Annotated in this window: 18 protein-coding genes; 3 read left to right on the top strand and 15 right to left on the bottom strand. The window is 62.1% G+C overall.

Annotated elements, in window-relative coordinates:
* Positions 1-12: 12 nt before the first annotated feature.
* The 9 genes from metG to ettA form a co-directional block, all read right to left on the bottom strand.
* Positions 13-2,055, bottom strand: a complete 2,043-nt coding sequence (metG, locus tag Thiofri_RS22475) for a methionine--tRNA ligase (RefSeq protein WP_009148688.1) — start codon at positions 2,053-2,055, stop codon at positions 13-15.
* Between the two features lie 462 nt (positions 2,056-2,517).
* A complete protein-coding gene (locus Thiofri_RS22480) occupies positions 2,518-2,958 on the bottom strand; it encodes a SufE family protein (protein ID WP_009148689.1) in 441 nt (146 codons plus the stop codon).
* Positions 2,959-3,109: 151 nt separating this feature from the next.
* Positions 3,110-3,436: a HesB/IscA family protein gene (locus Thiofri_RS22485; RefSeq protein ID WP_009148690.1), complete on the bottom strand. Its 327-nt coding sequence runs from the start codon at positions 3,434-3,436 to the stop codon at positions 3,110-3,112.
* A gap of 92 nt (positions 3,437-3,528) precedes the next feature.
* Positions 3,529-4,188, bottom strand: coding sequence for an LON peptidase substrate-binding domain-containing protein (locus Thiofri_RS22490; protein WP_009148691.1), 660 nt, complete (start codon positions 4,186-4,188; stop codon positions 3,529-3,531).
* A 106-nt stretch (positions 4,189-4,294) separates the two neighbouring features.
* Positions 4,295-4,738, bottom strand: coding sequence for a YqaA family protein (locus tag Thiofri_RS22495; RefSeq protein WP_009148692.1), 444 nt, complete (start codon positions 4,736-4,738; stop codon positions 4,295-4,297).
* A 78-nt stretch (positions 4,739-4,816) separates the two neighbouring features.
* Complete coding sequence (locus tag Thiofri_RS22500; RefSeq protein ID WP_009148693.1) at positions 4,817-5,503, bottom strand: gamma-glutamyl-gamma-aminobutyrate hydrolase family protein; 687 nt, start codon at positions 5,501-5,503, stop codon at positions 4,817-4,819.
* Entirely contained in the window at positions 5,476-6,525 is a 1,050-nt protein-coding gene (locus Thiofri_RS22505; RefSeq protein ID WP_009148694.1) for an amidoligase family protein, read from the bottom strand. The genes Thiofri_RS22500 and Thiofri_RS22505 overlap by 28 nt, the downstream gene beginning before the upstream one ends.
* A 152-nt stretch (positions 6,526-6,677) precedes the next feature.
* Entirely contained in the window at positions 6,678-7,559 is an 882-nt protein-coding gene (locus Thiofri_RS22510; RefSeq protein ID WP_009148695.1) for an ATP-binding protein, read from the bottom strand.
* Between the two features lie 17 nt (positions 7,560-7,576).
* Complete coding sequence (gene ettA, locus Thiofri_RS22515; RefSeq protein ID WP_009148696.1) at positions 7,577-9,244, bottom strand: energy-dependent translational throttle protein EttA; 1,668 nt, start codon at positions 9,242-9,244, stop codon at positions 7,577-7,579.
* A gap of 327 nt (positions 9,245-9,571) precedes the next feature.
* On the opposite strand from ettA, the gene Thiofri_RS22520 reads away from it, so the two are divergent.
* Positions 9,572-9,859 (top strand): hypothetical protein, encoded by a 288-nt coding sequence (locus Thiofri_RS22520; protein ID WP_009148697.1) that lies wholly within the window; start codon positions 9,572-9,574, stop codon positions 9,857-9,859.
* A 239-nt stretch (positions 9,860-10,098) separates the two neighbouring features.
* Here the strand turns inward: Thiofri_RS22520 and Thiofri_RS22525 are convergent, their stop codons facing one another.
* From Thiofri_RS22525 to Thiofri_RS22535, 3 genes are all read right to left on the bottom strand, one after another.
* On the bottom strand, positions 10,099-13,245 hold the full coding sequence (locus Thiofri_RS22525) for an error-prone DNA polymerase (RefSeq protein WP_009148698.1): 3,147 nt from the start codon (positions 13,243-13,245) through the stop codon (positions 10,099-10,101).
* Between the two features lie 220 nt (positions 13,246-13,465).
* Positions 13,466-14,191 (bottom strand): pseudouridine synthase, encoded by a 726-nt coding sequence (locus Thiofri_RS22530; RefSeq protein WP_009148699.1) that lies wholly within the window; start codon positions 14,189-14,191, stop codon positions 13,466-13,468.
* Between the two features lie 99 nt (positions 14,192-14,290).
* Complete coding sequence (locus tag Thiofri_RS22535; RefSeq protein WP_009148700.1) at positions 14,291-16,024, bottom strand: 2-isopropylmalate synthase; 1,734 nt, start codon at positions 16,022-16,024, stop codon at positions 14,291-14,293.
* Positions 16,025-16,498: 474 nt separating this feature from the next.
* On the opposite strand from Thiofri_RS22535, the gene Thiofri_RS22540 reads away from it, so the two are divergent.
* On the top strand, positions 16,499-16,951 hold the full coding sequence (locus tag Thiofri_RS22540; protein WP_040856715.1) for an Lrp/AsnC family transcriptional regulator: 453 nt from the start codon (positions 16,499-16,501) through the stop codon (positions 16,949-16,951).
* A 110-nt stretch (positions 16,952-17,061) separates the two neighbouring features.
* Here Thiofri_RS22540 and tnpC read toward each other — a convergent pair whose 3' ends face one another.
* The 3 genes from tnpC to tnpA are packed head-to-tail and all read right to left on the bottom strand — an operon-like array spanning position 17,062 to position 19,511.
* The gene (gene tnpC, locus Thiofri_RS22545; RefSeq protein WP_323705722.1) at positions 17,062-18,747 is read right to left on the bottom strand and encodes an IS66 family transposase; all 1,686 of its coding nucleotides are present in this window, start codon (positions 18,745-18,747) and stop codon (positions 17,062-17,064) included.
* 51 nt (positions 18,748-18,798) lie between these two features.
* On the bottom strand, positions 18,799-19,152 hold the full coding sequence (tnpB, locus tag Thiofri_RS22550) for an IS66 family insertion sequence element accessory protein TnpB (RefSeq protein WP_323705723.1): 354 nt from the start codon (positions 19,150-19,152) through the stop codon (positions 18,799-18,801).
* On the bottom strand, positions 19,149-19,511 hold the full coding sequence (gene tnpA, locus Thiofri_RS22555) for an IS66 family insertion sequence element accessory protein TnpA (RefSeq protein ID WP_009148704.1): 363 nt from the start codon (positions 19,509-19,511) through the stop codon (positions 19,149-19,151). Before tnpA ends, tnpB begins: the two co-directional genes overlap by 4 nt.
* A 152-nt stretch (positions 19,512-19,663) precedes the next feature.
* On the opposite strand from tnpA, the gene Thiofri_RS22560 reads away from it, so the two are divergent.
* Entirely contained in the window at positions 19,664-20,071 is a 408-nt protein-coding gene (locus Thiofri_RS22560; protein ID WP_009148705.1) for a hypothetical protein, read from the top strand.
* Positions 20,072-20,100: the final 29 nt, after the last annotated feature.

Consider the following 20,100-nt stretch of genomic DNA (forward strand, 5'->3'; position numbering starts at 1 on the left):
GCAATTGACCGCCTACTTGACCTTCATCCCCGGCATGGCGCCACTGTCCGGAGACAGCAGAAAAATGTCTTTTCCGCCCGGCCCGGCTGCCAGCACCATGCCCTCGGACACCCCAAAGCGCATTTTGCGCGGGGCGAGATTGGCCACCATCACCGTCAGGCGCCCGGTCAGGGACTCAGGCACATAAGCCGCGCGAATGCCAGCGAACACCTGACGCTCCTCACCGCCGAGATCCAGGCGCAAGCGTAGCAATTTATCCGCGCCCTCAACCAGGCTCGCCTCGAGAATCCGGGCAATGCGCAAATCAACCTGGGCAAAGCTGTCGTAATCGATGGTGTCCGCGAGCGGCGGGTCCAGGCTGGCGACGGCAGGCTGGTTGGCCGCGCCCGTTGCCGGCGTTCCAGCCAGATCCGCGCGCGAGGCCGCCAGCATGGCATCGATCTGGCTGCGCTCGATGCGCGTCATCAGCGGCTTGAACTTCTCCACCTGATGATCCAACAGCGGCTTGGGCAGTGCATCCCAGGTCAGTGGCGCGATGCGCAGGAAGGCTTCGGCCGCCTCGGCAGTGCCGGGCAGCACCGGGCGCAGCCAGCCGATCAGCAGCCGAAACAGATTGAGCCCCTGGGTGCAGACACCGTGCAGTTCGGCCTCGCGACTTGGGTCTTTCGCGATCACCCAGGGCGCCTGTTCGTCGATGTACTGATTGGCGCGGTCAGCCAGTGCCATGATCTCGCGCATGGCTCGGCCCAGTTCGCGCTTGTCGTAGGCGGCGGCAATGCTCTCACCGGCGGCGGCGAACTCGGCGAAGAGCGCCGGCTCGGGCAGGGTCGCGGCGAGGCGGCCGACGAACCGCTTATGGATGAAAGACGCGGTGCGGCTGGCGATATTGACGATTTTGCCGACCAAATCGGCATTCACCCGTGCCTGAAAATCCTCCAGGCTCAGGTCGATATCATCCACGCCAGGACCGAGCTTGGCGGCGAAGTAATAGCGCAAATACTCAGGGTTGAGATGGTCGAGATAGGTGCGCGCCTTGATGAAGGTCCCGCGTGATTTCGACATCTTCTGCCCATCGACGGTCAAAAAGCCATGGGCAAAGACAGCCGTGGGTGCGCGGAAGTCAGCGCCTGTCAACATCGCCGGCCAAAACAGGGCGTGGAAGTAGATAATATCCTTGCCGATAAAGTGATAGACCTCGGCAGGGGAGTCGGGCGCCCAGAAGTGGTCGAACTCCAGCCCGGGCGTGCGCTCGCACAGGTGCTGAAAGCTCGCCATGTAGCCGATAGGCGCATCGAGCCAGACGTAGAAAAACTTGCCCGGCGCGTCCGGGATCTCAAAGCCAAAGTAAGGCGCGTCGCGCGAGATATCCCATTCCTGCAAACCGGCGTCGAACCACTCATCAAGCTTGTTGGCGACTTGCTTTTGCAGGCCGCCGCCGCGCGTCCAGTCGCGCAGCATGGGCTCAAAGTCCGCGAGCTTGAAGAAATAATGCTCCGAGCGGCGCATCTCCGGCGCCGCACCAGAGACCGCTGAGCGCGGGTTTTTTAGCTCCGCCGGGGAGTAGCTGGCACCACAGGCCTCGCAGTTGTCGCCATACTGGTCCGGCGCGCCGCACTTGGGGCACTCGCCCTTGATGAAGCGATCCGGCAGGAACATCTTCTCCACCGGATCATAGGCCTGCTCGATTTCGCGCTGGGCGATATGGCCCTGGTCGCGGTTGCGGCTGTAGATCAGTTCGGCAAAATGGCGGTTCTCGGGCGAGTGGGTCGAGTGATAATTGTCGAAGCCGACGCGAAAGGCGACAAAATCCGCCTGGTGTTCGGCTGCAACCCGTTCGATCAGCGCCTCCGGGGAGATGCCCTCGGCGCGCGCCTTGAGCATAATGGGCGTGCCATGGGCATCGTCGGCGCAGACGTACCAGCAGTTGTGACCGCGCATCTTCTGGAAACGCGCCCAGATGTCGGTCTGGATGTACTCGACCAGATGGCCGATATGAATGGGCCCATTGGCATAGGGCAAAGCGCTGGTGACGAGAATGTCGCGAACCTGAGTCATAATGTCCCTTGTTGGGTTGCGGGCGAAAAAGCGTCAGCGGTCAGCAACGAAAAGCAAAGCCGCGTCCGCAGGCTGCTGCCGCCAAAAATGTACGCCCATTATCTGGCACCGACGGCGGTGGCGTTAAGACTTTAACGCGAAAATGCACCGGCATTTCGGGCTGAAATGACGGCGAGGCCGCCCAAGGGTTGATTGCAGCAACCGCTTCATCCGCAGACACAGACGAAAAAAGCCCTAGGACATCGGCTTGGGGCTTGACGGAATGTTTGAGTTTGATATCAGGCAGGCGTCAACGAATGTTGCGAACGCGAATCGCCCCAGCGGATAGCGCGCGGGTGCGTGAGGTGATGTTGGCTTTTCTGCGTCGGTACTTGTTCAGCGGTTGCGCTTGCGACCGGAGTTGCTGAACCAGGTTGCCGAAGGGGCGCGGATTCCCAGGACCAAATCTGCAGCACTGGCGTTTCAGGCGAATGCTTGTGCCTGACCTTTCATCTTGTTCACGATGGCATAGACGCCAACGTGGCGGTTCGGGCTTAAGTGCTCTTCGAGTTGCAGCCCGGTGAAGAGCTCATCGACATCCAGGGCCTCGATTTCCGCCGGGGTCTTGTCGCTGAACAAGCCCACCAGCAGCGCCACCACCCCCTTGATGATGGCGGTGTCGCAATCGCCTTGATAGCTCAGCTGGCCGTTGCCATCCGGACTGGGGGCGACATGCACGGTGCTCATGCACTCTTTCACCAGATTGGAATCCGTTTTGGCCGCCGGATCCATGGGGGTGAGCTTTTCGCCGATTTCGACCAGATACTCGTAGCGCTGGTCCCAGTCCCCGAGCAGCTCGAAGGTGTCGATGATCTCGGCGATTTGCTCGCTGGCCGATGGCTGTGCTGATGCTGAACTGGTCATGGGCGGGTCGTCGTCAGGTTCTGGTGAGCTGGAAGTCGGTCGATCACGACATATAGCCATCGCAAACAGGTTTTCGGTATTGGGCCGGTGCCCGGCCCAACACTTGCCGAAGTCCCATGTGGTTTGGATATAGCAGATTGCGGGTGGCGGTTCAGACGTTGAAGGACTCGCCGCAGCCGCAGGCGTCCTTCACATTGGGGTTGCGGAACTCGAAACCCTCGTTCAGCAAGCTGGACTTGACGAAATCCACCTCGGTACCGTCGATGCGCGGCAGGCTGTCCGCGTCCACGATGACTTTAACACCGTGGCTTTCGAATATCTGATCGCTGTCGTCGACCTGGTCGGCGTAATCCACTTCGTAGGCAAAGCCGGTGCAGCCGCTTTTCTTGGTGCCAATGCGAATACCAAGACCATGTCCGCGTTTGTCGATCATTCCGGAGATATGCCGTGCTGCGGCATCTGTCAGGGTAACTGCCATGTTCGTATCCTCAATTTAACCCTATCATTAATCAGCGAATAGTGGTGAGGTTGATAAATTTCAAGCGGCCTGTGCGCAACCCTTGTGCGCATCTAGTGCCGTTGCACGGTGCCGTCGCTGCTTGACAGAGCCGACATATCCATCAGCCCGCGCATCAGCGTGGCGCGCTCCTGAAGGGCCACGGTTTCGATCAGCGCCTGCTTGTCGCCGACGTCCAGTGGCAGGTGGGCGCAGAGCAGGTTGACCATGTCGTCATCGGCCATGCTGGCAATGTCGTCCCAGGGAATCTCCACCTGGCGGCGGGTGCAGAAGCTACGCAGGGAGCCAATAAACAACTCGCGATCAAAGAGTTTAGGCTGATCACTGTTGTAATCGCCGGCAAATTCCTCCCAACTCACCAGCACGCGGCGGCAGCCGGCCAGGGATTCCACTTCCTCGAGCACGCGAAAGCGGCAGAAGCCGGTCAGCACCAGCACGATGCGCCCATCATGGGTCTCGCTGTAAGAGGTGATACGCCCGGCGCAGCCGATGCGATGAATGGCGTCGCTGGTCTCGGCGTCACTCGCCGCAGGCTGCACCATGCCGATGATGTGCTGGTCGGCCAGCGCCTGGCGCACCATGTTCAGGTAGCGCGGCTCGAAGATGTTGAGCGGCAGTTGCACGCCGGGCAGCACCACGGCGCCGGGCAGCGGAAAGATGGGGACGATTTTTGGGAGCTGTTCGAAATCGGGCACAAATGGACTATGTTTCATGGGCAAATCCAGATCAGTCAGGTGAAATTGCGTCTCTTGCCTGATCAGATGGGGGCGAAAGTATCTGCCTGCGAGACGCGACAGCTATCGCAAGGACGCGGGATAGCTATGACGATGACCAAAGTTGTCGCCCAATTCCAACCAGGCCCAGCAGCACCGCGTAGCGTAGCCCTTTGCCGGTCGCGGTCAGCAGCAAAAAGACCGGAAAGCGCACCCGCATCAGCCCGGCGACAAAGGTCAGGGCATCGCCGCCCACCGGCGCCCAAGCAAGCAGCAGCGACCAAACCCCCCAGCGCTGAAACCAACGCTGGGCGGTTTTGAGTCCCGCCCCTTTGAAGGGAAACCACTGCCGGTCCTGAAACCGCAGCAGCCAGCGCCCGATCACCCAGTTGAGCGCAGCACCCAGGGTGTTGCCGGCGGTCGCCCAGGCCCAGAGTGCCCAGGGGTCATGGCCGGCGGCCTGGAGGCCGGCGAAGACGACCTCTGAGTAGGCCGGCAGCAGGGTGGCGGCCACAAAGGAAACGGCGAAAAGACCGAGATAGACATCCATGGGTGGTTCTGGTCCAGCTGCGGGCCGGCTGATCAGGTACTGCTCTGGCGCAGATCGGAGGCTGATCGGGCTCGCGTATCAGCTTGGGTCGTGGGCCGCAGCGATGAGACCCTGGAACAGCCGGCGTTGACGGGAAAGATACAGCAGAAACTCCGGGTGCCACTGCACGCCAAGCACATAGCGGGCGGTCGGGTCTTCCACTGCCTGCACGATGCCGTCAAGATCGCGCCCGGCGATGCGCAGGCCCTCACCGAGCCGGTCGATGCCTTGATTGTGCAAACTATTAATGCGGCAGCGATCGCAGCCAATACGCGCATGCAGTGCGCTATCTCGCTCGAGCAGCAGCGTCTTGAGCGGAAAAATGGTCCAGCGGTTGGAGGTGTGCTTGCGTCTGGAGCGCAGCTCTTGAAACAGGCTGCCGCCGCGACGGACGTTCAGCAGTTGGGCACCGCGACAGATGCCGAGCAGCGGGCGCCGGCGTTCGAGCATACGGTCGATGGCTGCGGCTTCGAAGCGGTCGCGCTCGGTGTCGATTTTTGGCGTGACTTCGGGCGCGGCGGCATAAAGCACCGGGTCGACATCATGACCGCCGGTGACCACCAGCCCGGCCAAGCGCTCGAGCTTCTCAGGCGCATCGCCCGGATAGAGCTGACGCGGATGTCCGCCCGCCAGCCAGATCCCGAGTGCCACCAGTCCGCGCGGCATCAAGGCGCCGTGGCGCGGGCCGGTAATGCCGATTAGAGGGCGCGGTTCGTGCTCAGCCATTGCTCCGCTACCTGCGCCCAGTCATCCTGCCCCGGGTTGAGCAGGCCACCGAGCGGTTGTTCCAGACGGTCGTGATAGGCCCGGCAAATGGCGTCGAGCCGCTTGGGCTCAGCGGCCAGGCGCTCGACCTCGACCCAGTCGTTCCAGGCATGGTGCAGGCTCCAGTCGGGCTGGTCGATTTCGCAGTTGGGCAGACGATAATGAAAGGTCGGGCGCGCCTGCACCCGGGTATCGGAGACCCGCTCTCTGACGCGGTCGTCATCGAGATGCGCGAACAGCGGTAGCATATCAAGCTCGCGGTTGCGCGTCGGGTTCGCGCTCAGATAATCCTCGATGAAGGCGGCCTGATCTGGCCAATAATCAGGCGCGATGACCTGGCGCACATAGTCTTTCGCGAAGGGCTCGGCGAAGAGCGTCAGGCGTCGTGTGATATCGATCTTGGCGCGCTTGCGCAGCCAGTCGGCCAAGCACAGAAAAGCCTTAAATGTGGCAAGCAAGGTGCGGGTGTCGAGCGCCGGCGGCTGCGGATTCAGATGCAGGCCGAAGGCATAGATGGGATTCTCGCCAGTGCCCTGAGCACCGGCCTCACGCAGCCGGACGATCAACGCCTGGAAGTCTTTCAGACGCTCAAACGGCAGCGGTGGGCTGACAATTTCTACCGGCACCACAGGCTCGGCCACCAGCTTGAGCATCTGCTCGACGCCGTCCTTGACCAGGCTCTCCAATGGGGCCTCCGCCGCTTCGCGGCCGCGCTCCCGGCGGCCAAGCTCCTTCAGCAACTCGAAGTCGAGCTCCACGCGCCAGTCGCCAGCAGAATCGCCGCGAATGGTTGCCTCATAGTCACCGCTAGCAGAAAGCTCGCCGCCGAGATGATCGATGAGCAAAATTGCAGTCTGCTCAAGCGTCAGGCCGCCGAGCTCAATCTCGACCCCAACCAAGCGCGGCTGGCCGTCGGTCGTGTGAGTCTGCGGTGGCATGGCGAGCCTTGGGGTCGTCAAATTTTCATTGGCATCGCGGGACATGGATTCTGTGCTCCTTGGCGCTCAGGCAGCGGGGCGCTCAGGCAATGGACGCAAAGCGAGTGCCCCGGCGGTCGTCGCGGCCAGCTCTCTTCGTAACAGATCAGCGGAGGCGGCAGGAATTTCAATGCCCGTCGCGCTGATTTGCACCCGCTTCAGTGGTCGGACGGCAGCCGCCCGGCGAAATCGCGCGCGAACTGCCAGGCGGTTCGGCCGCTGCGCGAGCCACGGGTTAGTGCCCACTGCAGGGCTTTGCGGTTGATGACCTCAAGGTTGGCCGGCGCGGCAACCGATTGGGCATCATTGAGGCGTTCGAGCCAGTGATGCACCACGCGCAGATACTGCTCCTGACTGAAAGGATAAAAGGACAGCCAGAGACCAAAGCGATCCGACAGGGAGATTTTCTCCTCGGTGCTTTCGCCGAGATGGATCTCGCCGTCGATCAGGTGCGCCTGCTGGTTCTCCTGCTGAAACTCGGGCAGCAAATGACGGCGGTTGGAGGTGGCATAGATCAGCAGGTTGTCCGGCGGCGCGCTGATGGAGCCATCGAGTACGGCCTTGAGCGTTTTGTAGCTGGACTCGGATGCCTCGAAGGACAAGTCGTCGCAGTAGACGATAAAGCGCTCCTCGCGCCCGTCGATGGCCTCGAGCAGATAGGGCAGGTCGATCAGGTCCGCCTTGTCGACTTCGATCAGCCGCAGGCCCTGGTCGGCATAGGTGGTAAAAATGGCTTTGATCAGCGAGGACTTGCCGGTGCCGCGCGAGCCCCACAACAGCACATTGTTTGCCGTGCGGCCGCCCAGAAACTGCCGGGTATTGCGCTCAATGACTGCGCGTTGATGCTCGATGCAAAGCAGGTCATCCAGCGCCAAGCGGTGCGGGCGGCGCACGGCCTCGAGCCGACCGTCCCGCCCGCCGCCGCGCCAGCGGAAGCTCTGGGCATCAAAGTCCGGCGTTTCCGGTGGCGCCGGTAACAGGGCCTCCACCCGCTTCATCAATCGGGTCGCGCGCTTGAGGAATTTCTTCTTCTCGCTCATTGGAAAGGGTCTAGGTGTCAGGCATGCAGCGGCCGATATTTGATCCGGTGCGGCTGATCGGCCTCGTCGCCCAGGCGGCGATGGCGGTCGGCCTCGTAGTCGGCGTAGTTGCCCTCGAACCAGGTCACTTGCGAGTCGCCCTCGAACGCCAGGATGTGGGTGGCGATGCGGTCCAGGAACCAGCGATCATGGCTGATAACCACCGCGCAGCCGGGGAAGGTCAGCAGGGCTTCCTCGAGCGCGCGCAGGGTCTCGACATCCAGATCGTTGGTCGGCTCATCGAGCAGCAGCAGGTTGCCGCCGCTTTTCAGTAGCTTGGCCAGATGCACCCGGTTGCGTTCGCCGCCCGAGAGATCGCCGATGCGCTTTTGCTGATCCGAACCTTTGAAATTGAAACGGCTTACATAGGCACGCGAGGGCATCTCAAAGCGTCCGACGACGATATTGTCTAATCCGTCGGAAATATCCTCCCACACCGTCTTGCTGTCATCGAGCGCGTCGCGGCTCTGATCGACGTAAGCGATCTCCACCGTCTCGCCGACGCGGAGTTCACCTGAGTCGGCCTGCTCCTTGCCGGTGAGGATGCGAAACAGCGTGGTCTTGCCAGCACCGTTCGGGCCAATCACGCCAACAATGCCGCCCTTGGGCAGATTGAATGACAGATTCTCATACAGCAGCCGCTCGCCATAGGCTTTGCCCAGCCCATTCGCCTCAATGACCAGATCACCTAAGCGCGGGCCTGGCGGGATGTAAATCTCATTGGTCTCGTTGCGGGTCTGGAATTCCTGCGATTGCAGCTCATCGAAGCGCGCGAGACGCGCTTTGCTCTTGGCCTGACGGCCCTTGGGATTGGTGCGCACCCATTCCAGTTCCTGTTTCATCGCCTTAATGCGCGAAGCCTCCTGCTTCTGTTCGAGCTCCAGGCGATTCTCCTTCTGTTCGAGCCAGGAGGAATAGTTGCCCTCCCAGGGGATGCCGTGGCCACGGTCGAGTTCCAGAATCCAGCCGGCGACGTTATCCAGGAAGTAGCGATCATGGGTCACGGCGACCACGGTGCCGGGGTAGTCATGCAGGAAGCGTTCCAGCCAGGCGACGGACTCGGCATCGAGATGGTTGGTGGGCTCATCGAGCAGCAGCATGTCGGGTTTGGACAACAGCAATTGGCAAAGCGCTACGCGCCGCCGCTCGCCTCCAGAGAGCTTGGCCACATCCGCCTCCCAGGGCGGCAGGCGCAGCGCATCGGCGGCCACCTCCAGCGTGCGGTCCAGATTGTGCCCGTCGGTCGCCTGAATCAAATCTTCCAGCTCCGCCTGCTCTTTAGCCAGGGCATCAAAATCGGCGTCTTCCTCGGCATAGGCGGCATATACGGCGTCGAGTCGCTCCAGCGCCTGCTTGATAGGGGCGACCGCCTCCTCGACATTGCCGCGCACGTCCTTGGCCGTGTCGAGCTGTGGTTCCTGCGACAGAAAACCGACCTTGATACCGGGCTGGGGGCGCGCCTCGCCTTCGATCTCGGTATCGATGCCCGCCATGATGCGCAGCAGCGAAGACTTGCCGGAGCCGTTCAGCCCCAGCACGCCGATTTTGGCACCGGGGAAAAAGGACAGGGAGATGTCGCGCAGAATCACGCGCTTGGGCGGCACCACCTTGCCGACCCGATTCATGGTGTAGATGTATTGCGCCATGGTGTTCTTGTCTGGTTTGGGAGTTCGTAAGTCGCCAGGCGCGCACTTGGCACGCCTGAGGGAAAGACCCTGAATTTTGCGCGTTCGTGTCGGGAATGTCCAAGCAACCGAAGATTTTGCCGGACGCAAAACAGGCCCCTGTGTCGGGGTCTGGTATCGATGCGTCCAAGACGCTGATACTGACCGCAAGCAACCACGAATAGGAAAAATAATTTTCCTTTTGAGTTTTGCCCCGGATGAGTTTCTCGTGTTAGGCTCTGGCCTCCCAAAGTGTTCAGACGTGATTATATTGCCGAATCCATCACTCATTGCTAGGAGGAAATATCCATGTTTCGCAACAAACTTATTGTTACGACGGTCTTTCTAACTGCGGCACTCGGTTTCGCCGCGACAGGAAATGCACTGGCGGCGACTTGCAAAGGCATGGAAAAGCCAGCCTGTGAATCGACAGCTGGGTGTTATTGGGTGGACCCATACAAGCGCAAAGATGGGGTTTCAGTGTCCGGCCATTGTCGCGGAAAACCCGGCAACAAGAAAGGCAGTGGCGACGGCAAAGGCGACAAAAAAGGATCCACTGGTACCTCTGGTTCAGGCACCTCTGGTTCAGGCAGCTAAGCAGGCACCAGAAGTACGGCCAAATGGTGCGGTGGCCGATCAAACCAAATCCTGAGGTTCTCCTTGCGACTGCTTGTCTGGCAGCACGGCCCGGCATCTGGTTTCGCGTCGCCGCCAATGGCTGATTCTCCTTATGGACCAGAAGGCTCGGGATCCGGCGGATAGCCTGATCCCAAGCCATTACATCGTCCGCGCATGCGCCGCCTCCAACATCCCAGCCCAGCCCCGCCCCAATTCACTTAGTGAAAATCCCGCGACTGGTATTGGAGACGCCCCACTAGGGTATTCAGCAGTGTCGTCTCATCGTGCAGGGTTCTGGCGATCAAGTGCGTTACCCCGCTCTGGCGCTGCACCTGCGCGTGCACCCGCAGCAGACTGGCGTTGAGTAACGGTTGGCGATAGCACTCGGCGATCTGGCGCCAGACAATGAGATTCACGAAGCCGGTCTCGTCCTCCAGGGTCACAAAGGTCACCTCATTCGCCGAGGCCGGGCGCTGGCGGTTGATGACGAGACCGGCGGTCTCGATGCACAGGCCATTGATGGCTTGATCCGCCTCGGCCGCGCTCAGCAGCCGTTTTTGGTTCAGACGCGGACGCAGCAAGGCGAGCGGATGGCGACGCAGGCTCAAGCCCAGGCTGGCATAGTCAGCGACGATGTTTTCCCCTTCGCTCGGCGCCGCCAATGTCGGGCAGGGATCCGCCGACCCCGCCTCCTCGACCTGCTGAAACAGTGGTAGCGGCACCTGATATCCGCTAACCTGCCAGGCCGCCTGGTGGCGATCTGCGGCCAGCCCGCGCAAGCAGTCGGCGGCAGCCAGGGCGTTCAGATCGCGCCGGTCAAGCCGGGCGCGACTGGCCAGCTCCGCCACTGAGGAATAACCCCCCAGCTCGCGCGCCGCGATCAGACGTTCGCCACCGCCACGGCCTAGCCCCTTGACCAGACGCAGGCCCAGTCGCAGCGCCGGCGCACCCCGCGCATCCGCCTCCAACGTGCAATCCCAGTCGCTGTGGCGCACATCCGCCGGGCGCACCTCGACCCCCTGTCCCTTGGCTGCCCGCACCAGTTGCGCCGGGGCATAAAAACCCATCGGCTGGCTGTTCAAGAGCGCGGCAAAGAAGGCGGCCGGCTCTTGGCACTTCAGCCAGGCCGAGACATAGACCAGGAGCGCAAAGCTGGCGGCATGGGACTCGGGGAATCCGTATTCGCCAAAGCCCAAAATCTGCCGGTAAAGTTGCTCGGCAAAGGCCGGTGCGTAGCCGCGTGCGCGCATGCCATCGAGCAGGCGCTGGCGGATATGTCCCAAGCCCCCGCGCTTCTTCCAGGCAGCCATGGAACGGCGCAGCCGGTCGGCCTCGCCGGCGTCGAAGCCAGCCGCGACCATGGCGATCTTGATCACCTGCTCCTGAAATATCGGCACCCCCAAGGTCCGCCCAAGCACTGAGCGGACCTCCTCGGACGGGTAGCTGACGGGCTCCAGCCCCGCGCGCCGGCGCAGATAGGGGTGCACCATGTCGCCCTGGATAGGCCCGGGCCGGACGATGGCGATCTGGATCACCAGGTCGTAGAAGCAGGCCGGCTTGATGCGCGGCAGCATCGCCATCTGCGCGCGCGATTCGATTTGAAATACCCCGGTGGTCTCGGCGCGCCCAATCATCTGATACACCGCCGGGTCTTCCGGCGGGACATCGGCCATCGTCAGCCGCCGACCGCGAAAGTCGCTGATTAGATCCAGCGCGCGGCGAATCGCGCTCAGCATGCCAAGCGCCAGGCAATCGACCTTGAGCAGCCCGAGTGCGTCGATATCGTCTTTATCCCACTGGATCACAGTGCGCCCGGGCATGGCGGCGTTCTCGATCGGCACCAGCTCGGCTAGCGGCCCGCGGCTAATGACAAAGCCGCCGACATGCTGCGACAGATGCCGTGGCGTGCCGATCAGCTCCGGCAGCAGCCGCTTGAGCCAGCGCACCGGCCGACTGTCGGGGTCGAGACCATGGGCGCGCAGCTCCGCCTCGTCCAGCGCCTGTCCGTCCCACCAGTGGCGCTGCCCGGCGAGCCTGTCGATGCTGTCCGCTGGCAGACCGAGTGCCTTGCCGAGATCGCGCAGCGCGCTTTTGGGCCGATAACAAATCACCTCGGCAGCCAGGGCCGCACGGTCGCGGCCATACTTGGCATAGATGTACTGGATGACCTCCTCGCGGCGCTGGTGTTCGAAGTCGACATCGATATCCGGCGGCTCGTTGCGCTCGCGCGAGATGAAGCGCTCGAACAATAATTCCATGCGCGAGGGATCAACCTCCGTGATACTCAAGCAATAACAGACCGCCGAGTTGGCCGCCGAACCGCGTCCCTGGCACAGGATGCCGCGCGCGCGGGCGAACTCGACAATATCGAAGACGGTCAGGAAAAAGGGCGCGTAGTCGAGTGCGTCGATCAGCTCAAGCTCGTGCGCGAGTATGCGCTGGACCTTCTCGGGCGCGCCATCCGGCCAGCGCCGCCCGGCACCGGCTGCGGTCAGGGTGCGCAGATGGGCGATGGGCGTCAGGCCCGCCGGCACAACTTCTTGCGGGTACTCATAGCGCAACTCAGCGAGCGAGAATTGGCAACGCTCGGCAATGACCAGAGTCTCGCGCAGCAACTCTGGCGGGTAGAGGCGCGCCAAGCGTTCGCGCGGGCGCAGATGGCGCTCGCGATTCGCGGCCAGACGGGTGCCAAGGCGCGCAATCGGGCTGTTGTGGCGGATGGCGGTCAAGGCATCAAGCAAAGGTGCGCGCTCCGGTGCGTGCATCAGCACCTCGCCGACCGCAACCGCCGGCAGCTGACTGCCTTCGGCCAGCGCGAGCAGCTCGGCGAGTCTGGCCCGGTCATCCCCCTGGCGATGCAGCGCAATACCAAGCCAGGCGCGTCCGGGGAACTGCTGGCGCAGCCAAGCCCCATGGCCTGCCGCCAATGTGGCGGACGAGGACGCAGCATCCGGCAGCCAGATCGCCAGGCAGTGCGTGAGGCTGGGTTCAAGATCAGCGCGCGCAAGCCGATACCGGCCCTTCGGCGCTTGGCGACGACCGCGCGCGATCAGCGTAGAAAGCTCACGATACCCGGCCAGATTTGTCGCCAGCACCACCAGCTGCGGGCCATCGACCAGCTCCAGCAGACTGCCAATAATGAGCGCCATTCCCCGCGACCGGGCCGCAACATGAGCACGCACGCAGCCGGCCAGAGAGCAGGCATCTGTCAGCGCCAGAGCCCGATAGCCCAGCGCGCTGGCCGTAACCACCAGTTCTTCTGGCGAGGAGGCGGCTGAGAGAAACGAAAAATGGCTCTGGCAACACAGCTCCGCATAATCGAGACCAGGATGATCGGAGCAGGTTTTCGCAGTCGTGGCGGACAAGGTTGATACCGACTCTTAAACTGTCATTATATACAGTATAGAGCGCGGGCATGGATGGGATTCAGAGGCCCTCTCAAGATTCTTCTTGGTTAATGAGCTTTGGGTGCTGGCCTAGGCGTTGGACTGCGACCGGGCGCTGATTCCAAGGGCCAGCCGCTAACCAGATGCTTGTCAGAGCCCCCTGTTTTTGGTCATGGCTGACAAAATTGACGCCGACTCTTTAGCTGTTATTAGATACAGTCAACCCCAATGCTTGCACAACGCGCTGAAAGTCATCGGCGGGTGGTGCCTCAATAGTCAGACGCTGACCGCTAGCGGGATGGTCCAGGCACAGTCTGGTTGCGACCAGTAGCAAACGCCGATTGCCGAAATGCTCGCGAAAGAACTGGTTGTGCCGTCCGTCGCCGTGGGTGGTATCGCCGATGATGGGGTGAAATATGTGTTTCAGGTGTCGGCGCAGCTGGTGTCTGCGCCCGGTTTTTGGTTCCAGCTCGAGCAGCGAATAGCGCGCCGTGCGATAGCGACCCACCGCATAGGGCAGCTCTAAAGTGGCGAGGCGCCGATACAGTGTCACTGCTGGTTGCGGGGGCTTGTCCGGATCAGCGCGCGCATCGGCAATGCGGTCGGTTTCTTCGCGCAATGCGTAGTCGATTGTTCCCGCAGTTTCAGTATGGCCGCGCACAATCGCTCGGTAAGTTTTGCTGACACGACCGGCGCTGAACTGAGCAACCAGTGCGCGTGCCGTTGCCGGATCGCGCGCGAACAGCAAGACACCAGAGGTCGGCCGATCAAGGCGATGCACGGGATAGACCCACTGGCCGATCATATCCCGCACAAGCTGCAATGCGAACTCACTGGCGCCCTTGTCGATCAGGCTGCGATGCACCAGCAGGCGAGCCGGCTTGTGCACCGCTATCAGCCTGTCATCCTGAAACAATATGTCCATTCACCGACCCCGGGTGTCGCAGCGGCTTTTCGCCGATCCAGTATGCGTTTTCTGGCTTCAGGGTGCTACTGCGACTCCATCCAGGGTAGCCCTGGGCCGTCAGACCGCCAAACGCTGATCGGGTTGCCGCTGGCTGCGTGCATGCCCTTCCCCGCTTGTCCGAGCTGTGCGCGTCCTTTCATCCTCGGCCAACGCGGCCCGGTTCAACGCCGAGACCAGCGCGCGGATGGCGGCGTTCAAGCTGTCACGGTCGATGGCTGCGCCGGCGTGGCGGGTGCCGTCTTGCTCAATCAGCACGTAGGCGGCGGCTTCGGCCTCGGTGCCGGCGCCGATGGCATGCTCCTGATAATCGATCACGGCAAAGTCGCGGCCGAAAGCGCTGGTCCAGGCTTGGCTGAAGGCTTCAATCACGCCGGCGCCGGTGCCGCTCGCACGCTGCTCGCCTCCGGCGGTGCCAAAGCGCAGCTCGAGCTGGTCCGGCCCCTGAGCCCTGAGCGTCAAACCTTGTAGCGCGACCGGGTGCTGGTCGCGGATGAACTCAGCGACGAACAGATCGCGGATGCTTTGGGCGTCGATCAGGCCGCCAGCCGCTTCACTCGCGCGCTGCACCAGGGGAGCGAGCTCGCGACGCAGCCAGGTGGGCAGATTCAAGCCGAATTCGCGCTCGAGCAGGAACGCCATGCCGCCCTTGCCGGACTGACTGTTAACCTGAATGACTGCCTGGTAGTCGCGGCCGATGTCGCTTGGGTCGATAGGCAGATAGGCGACCTGCCAGGGCGCATCCGGGCGCTGGCGCTTCAGGCATTTGCCGATGGCGTCTTGATGGCTGCCGGAAAAGGCGGTGTAGACCAGCTCCCCGACCCAGGGGTGGCGCGGATGGGTAGCGATGTCGGTGCAGTCCTCGACCACGGCGATGATCTCCTCGGGATTGGACAAATCAAGCCCGGGGTCGACGCCTTGGCTGTAAAGATTCATCGCCAGGGTGACCAGATCCAGGTTGCCGGTGCGCTCGCCATTGCCGAGCAAGGTACCCTCAACACGCTCGGCGCCGGCCAGCAGGGCGAGCTCACCAGCCGCGACCGCGCCGCCACGATCATTGTGCGGATGCACCGAGAGGATAATCGCCTCGCGTCTGTCGATGCTGCGACCGAAGGCCTCAATCTGGTCGGCAAAGATGTTGGGACTGGCCACTTCGACCGTCGCCGGCAGATTAAGGATGCAGCGATGCGCGGGGGTGGGCTGCCAGATGTCGACCACGGCGTTACAGACCTCGATGGCATAGTCAAGCTCGGTGGCGGTGAAGCTCTCGGGCGAGTATTGGAAGGTCCAATCGGTGTCGGGATAGTCCAAGGCGGCGCGTGCGACCCAGTCGGCGCCATGGCAGGCGATGGTCTTAACGCCCGCGCGGTCGCTGCCGAACACCCACTCGCGTTGCACCGGCGAGGTGGAGTTGTAGACGTGCACAATAGCGCGCGGTATGCCTTCCAGCGCCTGGAAGGTGCGACGAATCAAGTCCTCGCGCGCCTGCACTAGGACCTGCACGCGCACATCCTCGGGAATGGCGCCGGACTCGATCAGCAGGCGCACAAAGTCGTAATCCGGTTGGCTGGCGGCGGGAAAGCCGACCTCGATCTCCTTGAAGCCAATGCGCACCAGCAACTCCCACAGGCGTCGCTTGTGGGTGACATCCATTGGCCGGCGCAGCGCCTGATTGCCGTCGCGCAGATCCACGCTCGCCCAGCGCGGTCCCTGGGTGATAGTCTGGTCCGGCCAGCGCCGGTCTGGCAAATCAATGCGGGGCCCGGGGCGGTATTTGCGGTGGTCGAATGCCATGTTGCAATCCTCCTGTCAGCCGGCGAGGTTCAGCCGCCGCGCAACCGTTTTGAAATCAGCACATTGAACGCGGACACCCGGGGCTGCCTGATCCAGGGTTATCTGAATCGCCCCGGCGCCGCGGTGGCTGTTAGTGATCAGAAATCTGCGTTGGTCTAGGGCTGAAGTGCCTGATCCGAGCAGAGCACTCTTCAAGCTTCAAATGTCAGGGGTCGCCTGAACATCCTGAGGCTTCATTTAGGAAGCCTGATTTCTCAGACCTGAGCCGGCGACTCGTTCGGAATCGTCCGGTCTTCTTTCGCGGTTGACCTTGTGAGTCCCCCGCCTTGGTTGCCAGCTGGTGGCCGACGCGAAATAGTGTCGCGCAAGTCGCGTGGCAGAGGATTGCGAATTCGTCGGGGTTTTACATGGCAACGCACGGATCTGCTATGATTTATCCAAATCAAGCAATTTTGTGCTTTCATGCTCCCATCCATGGCCATTGACCACTACGACAAGCGCATCCTCGCCGAGCTACAGGCCAACGGGCGCATCAGCAATCAGGAACTGGCTGATCGCATTGGCCTGTCGCCTTCTCCCTGCCTGCGGCGTGTGCGAGCGCTGGAGGACAGCGGCATCATCTCAGGCTACCGCGCGCTTCTGAACGCACGCGCGCTGGGTCTGGATCTGATCGCCTTCATCAGCATCGCGATGGACCGCCACACGCCGGAGCGCTTCGCCAATTTCGATGGCGCCGTGGCGACTTGGCCAGAAGTGCTGGAGTGCTCACTGATCACCGGGCGCGATGCCGACTATCAGCTAAAAGTGCTGGTGCGCGACATGGATGCCTATCAGGACTTGCTGTTACGCAAGATCACCCGCATCGAAGGAGTCACAGGGGTGCATTCGAGCTTCGTGCTGCGTAAGCGCTCAGTGAAATACGTCTAGCCCGTCGGCGACGGGCGCCAGACAATGGCGGGATGAAGCGGAACCGAGTGTCAGCCCAGCGACTGCGCCCGCGCCATGGGGGCGCGTTTGCGCGTGCCGCCCCGTTGCAGTCAGGCGGCGTCGGTATCCCTGATCGAGGTCAGAACAGGTGGAGTGCAAAGCGCGTCGGGGCGGACATTGAACGGCAGCAGCGCCTCAATGGCTTCAGGTGTGCGTGCCAGCGGCAACTGCTCAAAGAGGTGATTGAGGTACGCCCACGGTTCCAGTCCATTGGCCTTGGCCGTTTCAATGAGGCTGTAAAGCAGCGCGCTGGTCTGCGCGCCTTCCGGACAGCCGGAGAACAGCCAATTCTTGCGGCCTACCACAAAGGGACGGATCGCATTCTCCGCCTCATTGTTGTCGATCTCCACCGCGCCATGATCGAGGAAGACCAGCAAGGTCGGCCACTGATTCAAGGCGTAGCCAATGGCCTTGCCGAGCAAGCTCTTCGGCGCCACACGCTGGACATGGCGATCCAGCCAGGTCTTGATGCGCTCAACGACAGGGCGGCTGAAGGCCTGGCGCTCACGCACCCGGGTGTTGGCATTCGCCTGCTCCAGACGCAAGCGCTTCTCAATTCCATAGAGCTCGCCAATCAGCGCGACCATCTCCGCCGCGACCGAGGCATGGCGCCCGCCGGCGGCCTCGACGAACTTGCGCCGCACGTGCGCCCAGCAACCGGCATGGGCGATGATCTCGGGTGCGTTGGCCAAGACATGATAGGCACTGTAGCCATCGGACTGCAAAATCAGCGCTACCGGTGGATCACTGCCGCTGCCAGAGGCAAGCGCGCCGAACAACACCTCCTGCGGGACCGATGCCGCGCGCGAGGGAGCGTATTCAAACCAGCGCACCGGCTGCTCGCGCGGACCGCCGCAGAACACCCACATGAAGGAGTCCTGGGTATTGTCTCGGCCCGGTTCGTTGAGCACTTGCAGCCGGGTCTCGTCAATCTTCGTCGTCGGTCCGCGCAGCAGTTGCGCCTTGATCGCAGCGGCAATTGGAGCAAGGGGCTTTTGCAACTGCATCAACCACCCGGCCATGGTCTGGCGCGGGATGTCGATCCCCTCGCGGGCGAAGATCTTCTCCTGGCGATACAGCGGCAAGGCATCGACGAACTTCCCCGTCACAATGGAGGCAAGCAGCGAGGCATGCGCGATGGCCTTGGGGATGATCTGTGGGGCGCGCGGGGCGATTTTGATACCCGCCTCGCCGTCCTCGACGCTGTCGTTGACCGGGGCATATTTGGCCCGCTTGTAGGTGATGACATAGGTCTGACGCGGCAGGTCAGCGAGCTGCTCGGAGACGTCATAGCCAATGAAGCGCCAGTCATCGCCCATGGCGGCTTTTTCGTCTTCGCCAACATCAAGAATGCGCTCCAGGCGCGGCAGATGCGCTGGCAGCGGAGAACGTTTGGGCTGGCCCTTGGGCTTGTTGCCCGTGTTGGCCTCGTCCTTCGGGGGCTTGGTCTGCGCGGCGGCCTCGGCTTCAAGCTCTCCGATCAGCGCCTCGAGCTCGGTCTCGTCAAACAGCTTGAGCTGGCTGTCAGGCACCCGATCGGCACTCGGGCCAAAGCGTTTGCGCCGCAATAACTCGATGTATTCAAGCAATTGGTCAATGCGTTTGGTATCGCTCTCGATGCGTTCTTGCTTTTCTGTCAGGGCACGGTTCAAACCCGCCAATTGATCATGCAATTGGTGGATGATCCCGTGCAATTGCTCGGGATCATTGGGTAATGATTGAACCTTGGATACCATGCCACGAATGATAGCGAAAACCCCTGTTTCAATACAAGCGGTTTTTGCTAATCAAATGAGATTGAAACGTGCTTGCTGATGGCCTTCAATCCGTTGCGGATTGAGCCCTTCGAGTAACCAATGCAATTCGCGCAGCGATAATGTGACCGGTTGCCTGACGCTCGCTTCTGGCCACCAGAAGCGCTGTTGCTCCAAGCGCCGATACCACAGCCAGAAGCCGTTGTTGTACCAATAGAGAATCTTGAGTTTGTCGCGCGCGCGATTGCAGAAGACAAACAGATGACTGGAGAAGGGGTCGGCGGCAAGGGTGTCGCTGACGATCCCGGCCAGACCATCGATCTGCTTGCGCATGTCGGTGGCGCCGGCGACCAGATAGACTTGGGTGTGGGTACCGATGCCGATCATGAGGCGGCTGCGCGTAGGAGTCGGATGACCTGTTGCAATGTCGAGACATCAACGCCGACACCGATATCCAGGCGCAGACCACCGGGACAATGCAGACTCAGCGCGGTGGTGGCGGTGGTGGCGGTGGGTGCGTCGTCGCTGAGCCAGTGCACCGGGACCAGGCTATGAGTGGGGCCGGCGCTGGGCGTTGGCTCCGCCGGCTGGCGTTGCCGCGCGCGGCGGAAGATGGCGCGCCAGCGCGCAAAACTCGCCACCGAGATGCCCTGGCGCCGGCAGTACTCGCCCTGGGTCAGCCCGCTGCTCGCCCACCCATCAACCAACGCTTGCCACTGCTGGCGAGTGCGCCGCCTCTGTGCCATGCTGATGCCCTCTGTCGCTGTTCATGTGGTGGGCATCGTGGCTGATCGCCATGGGCTGGGCTAGATGTACTTAACTGAGCGCTTACCGTGCTGCGGCAGGTGGTCGAGCGCACTGCCCTGCCGCTTGAGAGTATTCGCACGGAGACCAGCACATGAGCGAACAACCCGCATCCGAAGCCTCCATGATGGCCGTGACCCTGAACGGCATCGCCCAACTGGAGTACGACCGCGCCAAGTCGCTGCCCGATTACCAGGGTGCCTATCTGGCGAAAATGGACGAGCGCATGGATGCAGAAGGCGTTGTCATCGACGGTCAGCACCTGCACGCGCCCGATCTGGGCCAGAAAGCCCAGTTCATCGCCGCGAATCTGACCGAGGCCATCACCACCAACCAGGAGGCGCTCGCCGCTGCCATGTGCACCTGGCTCGCCACCCGAATGCCGGACTTGAAGCAAGTAAGCATCCGCGAGCAGGACGGCGGCTATGAGATCCACCTGGATTTTACCAAGCCTTATGTAAAGCAGCACCCGATTCGCTTCGGCCGACCCGGCGAGCCGTGATTTTGGGCGTCTCGACCTCTAGGTCCGCA

Origin of the sequence: Thiorhodovibrio frisius (genome assembly GCF_033954835.1) — a bacterium.
GTDB lineage: Bacteria > Pseudomonadota > Gammaproteobacteria > Chromatiales > Chromatiaceae > Thiorhodovibrio > Thiorhodovibrio frisius.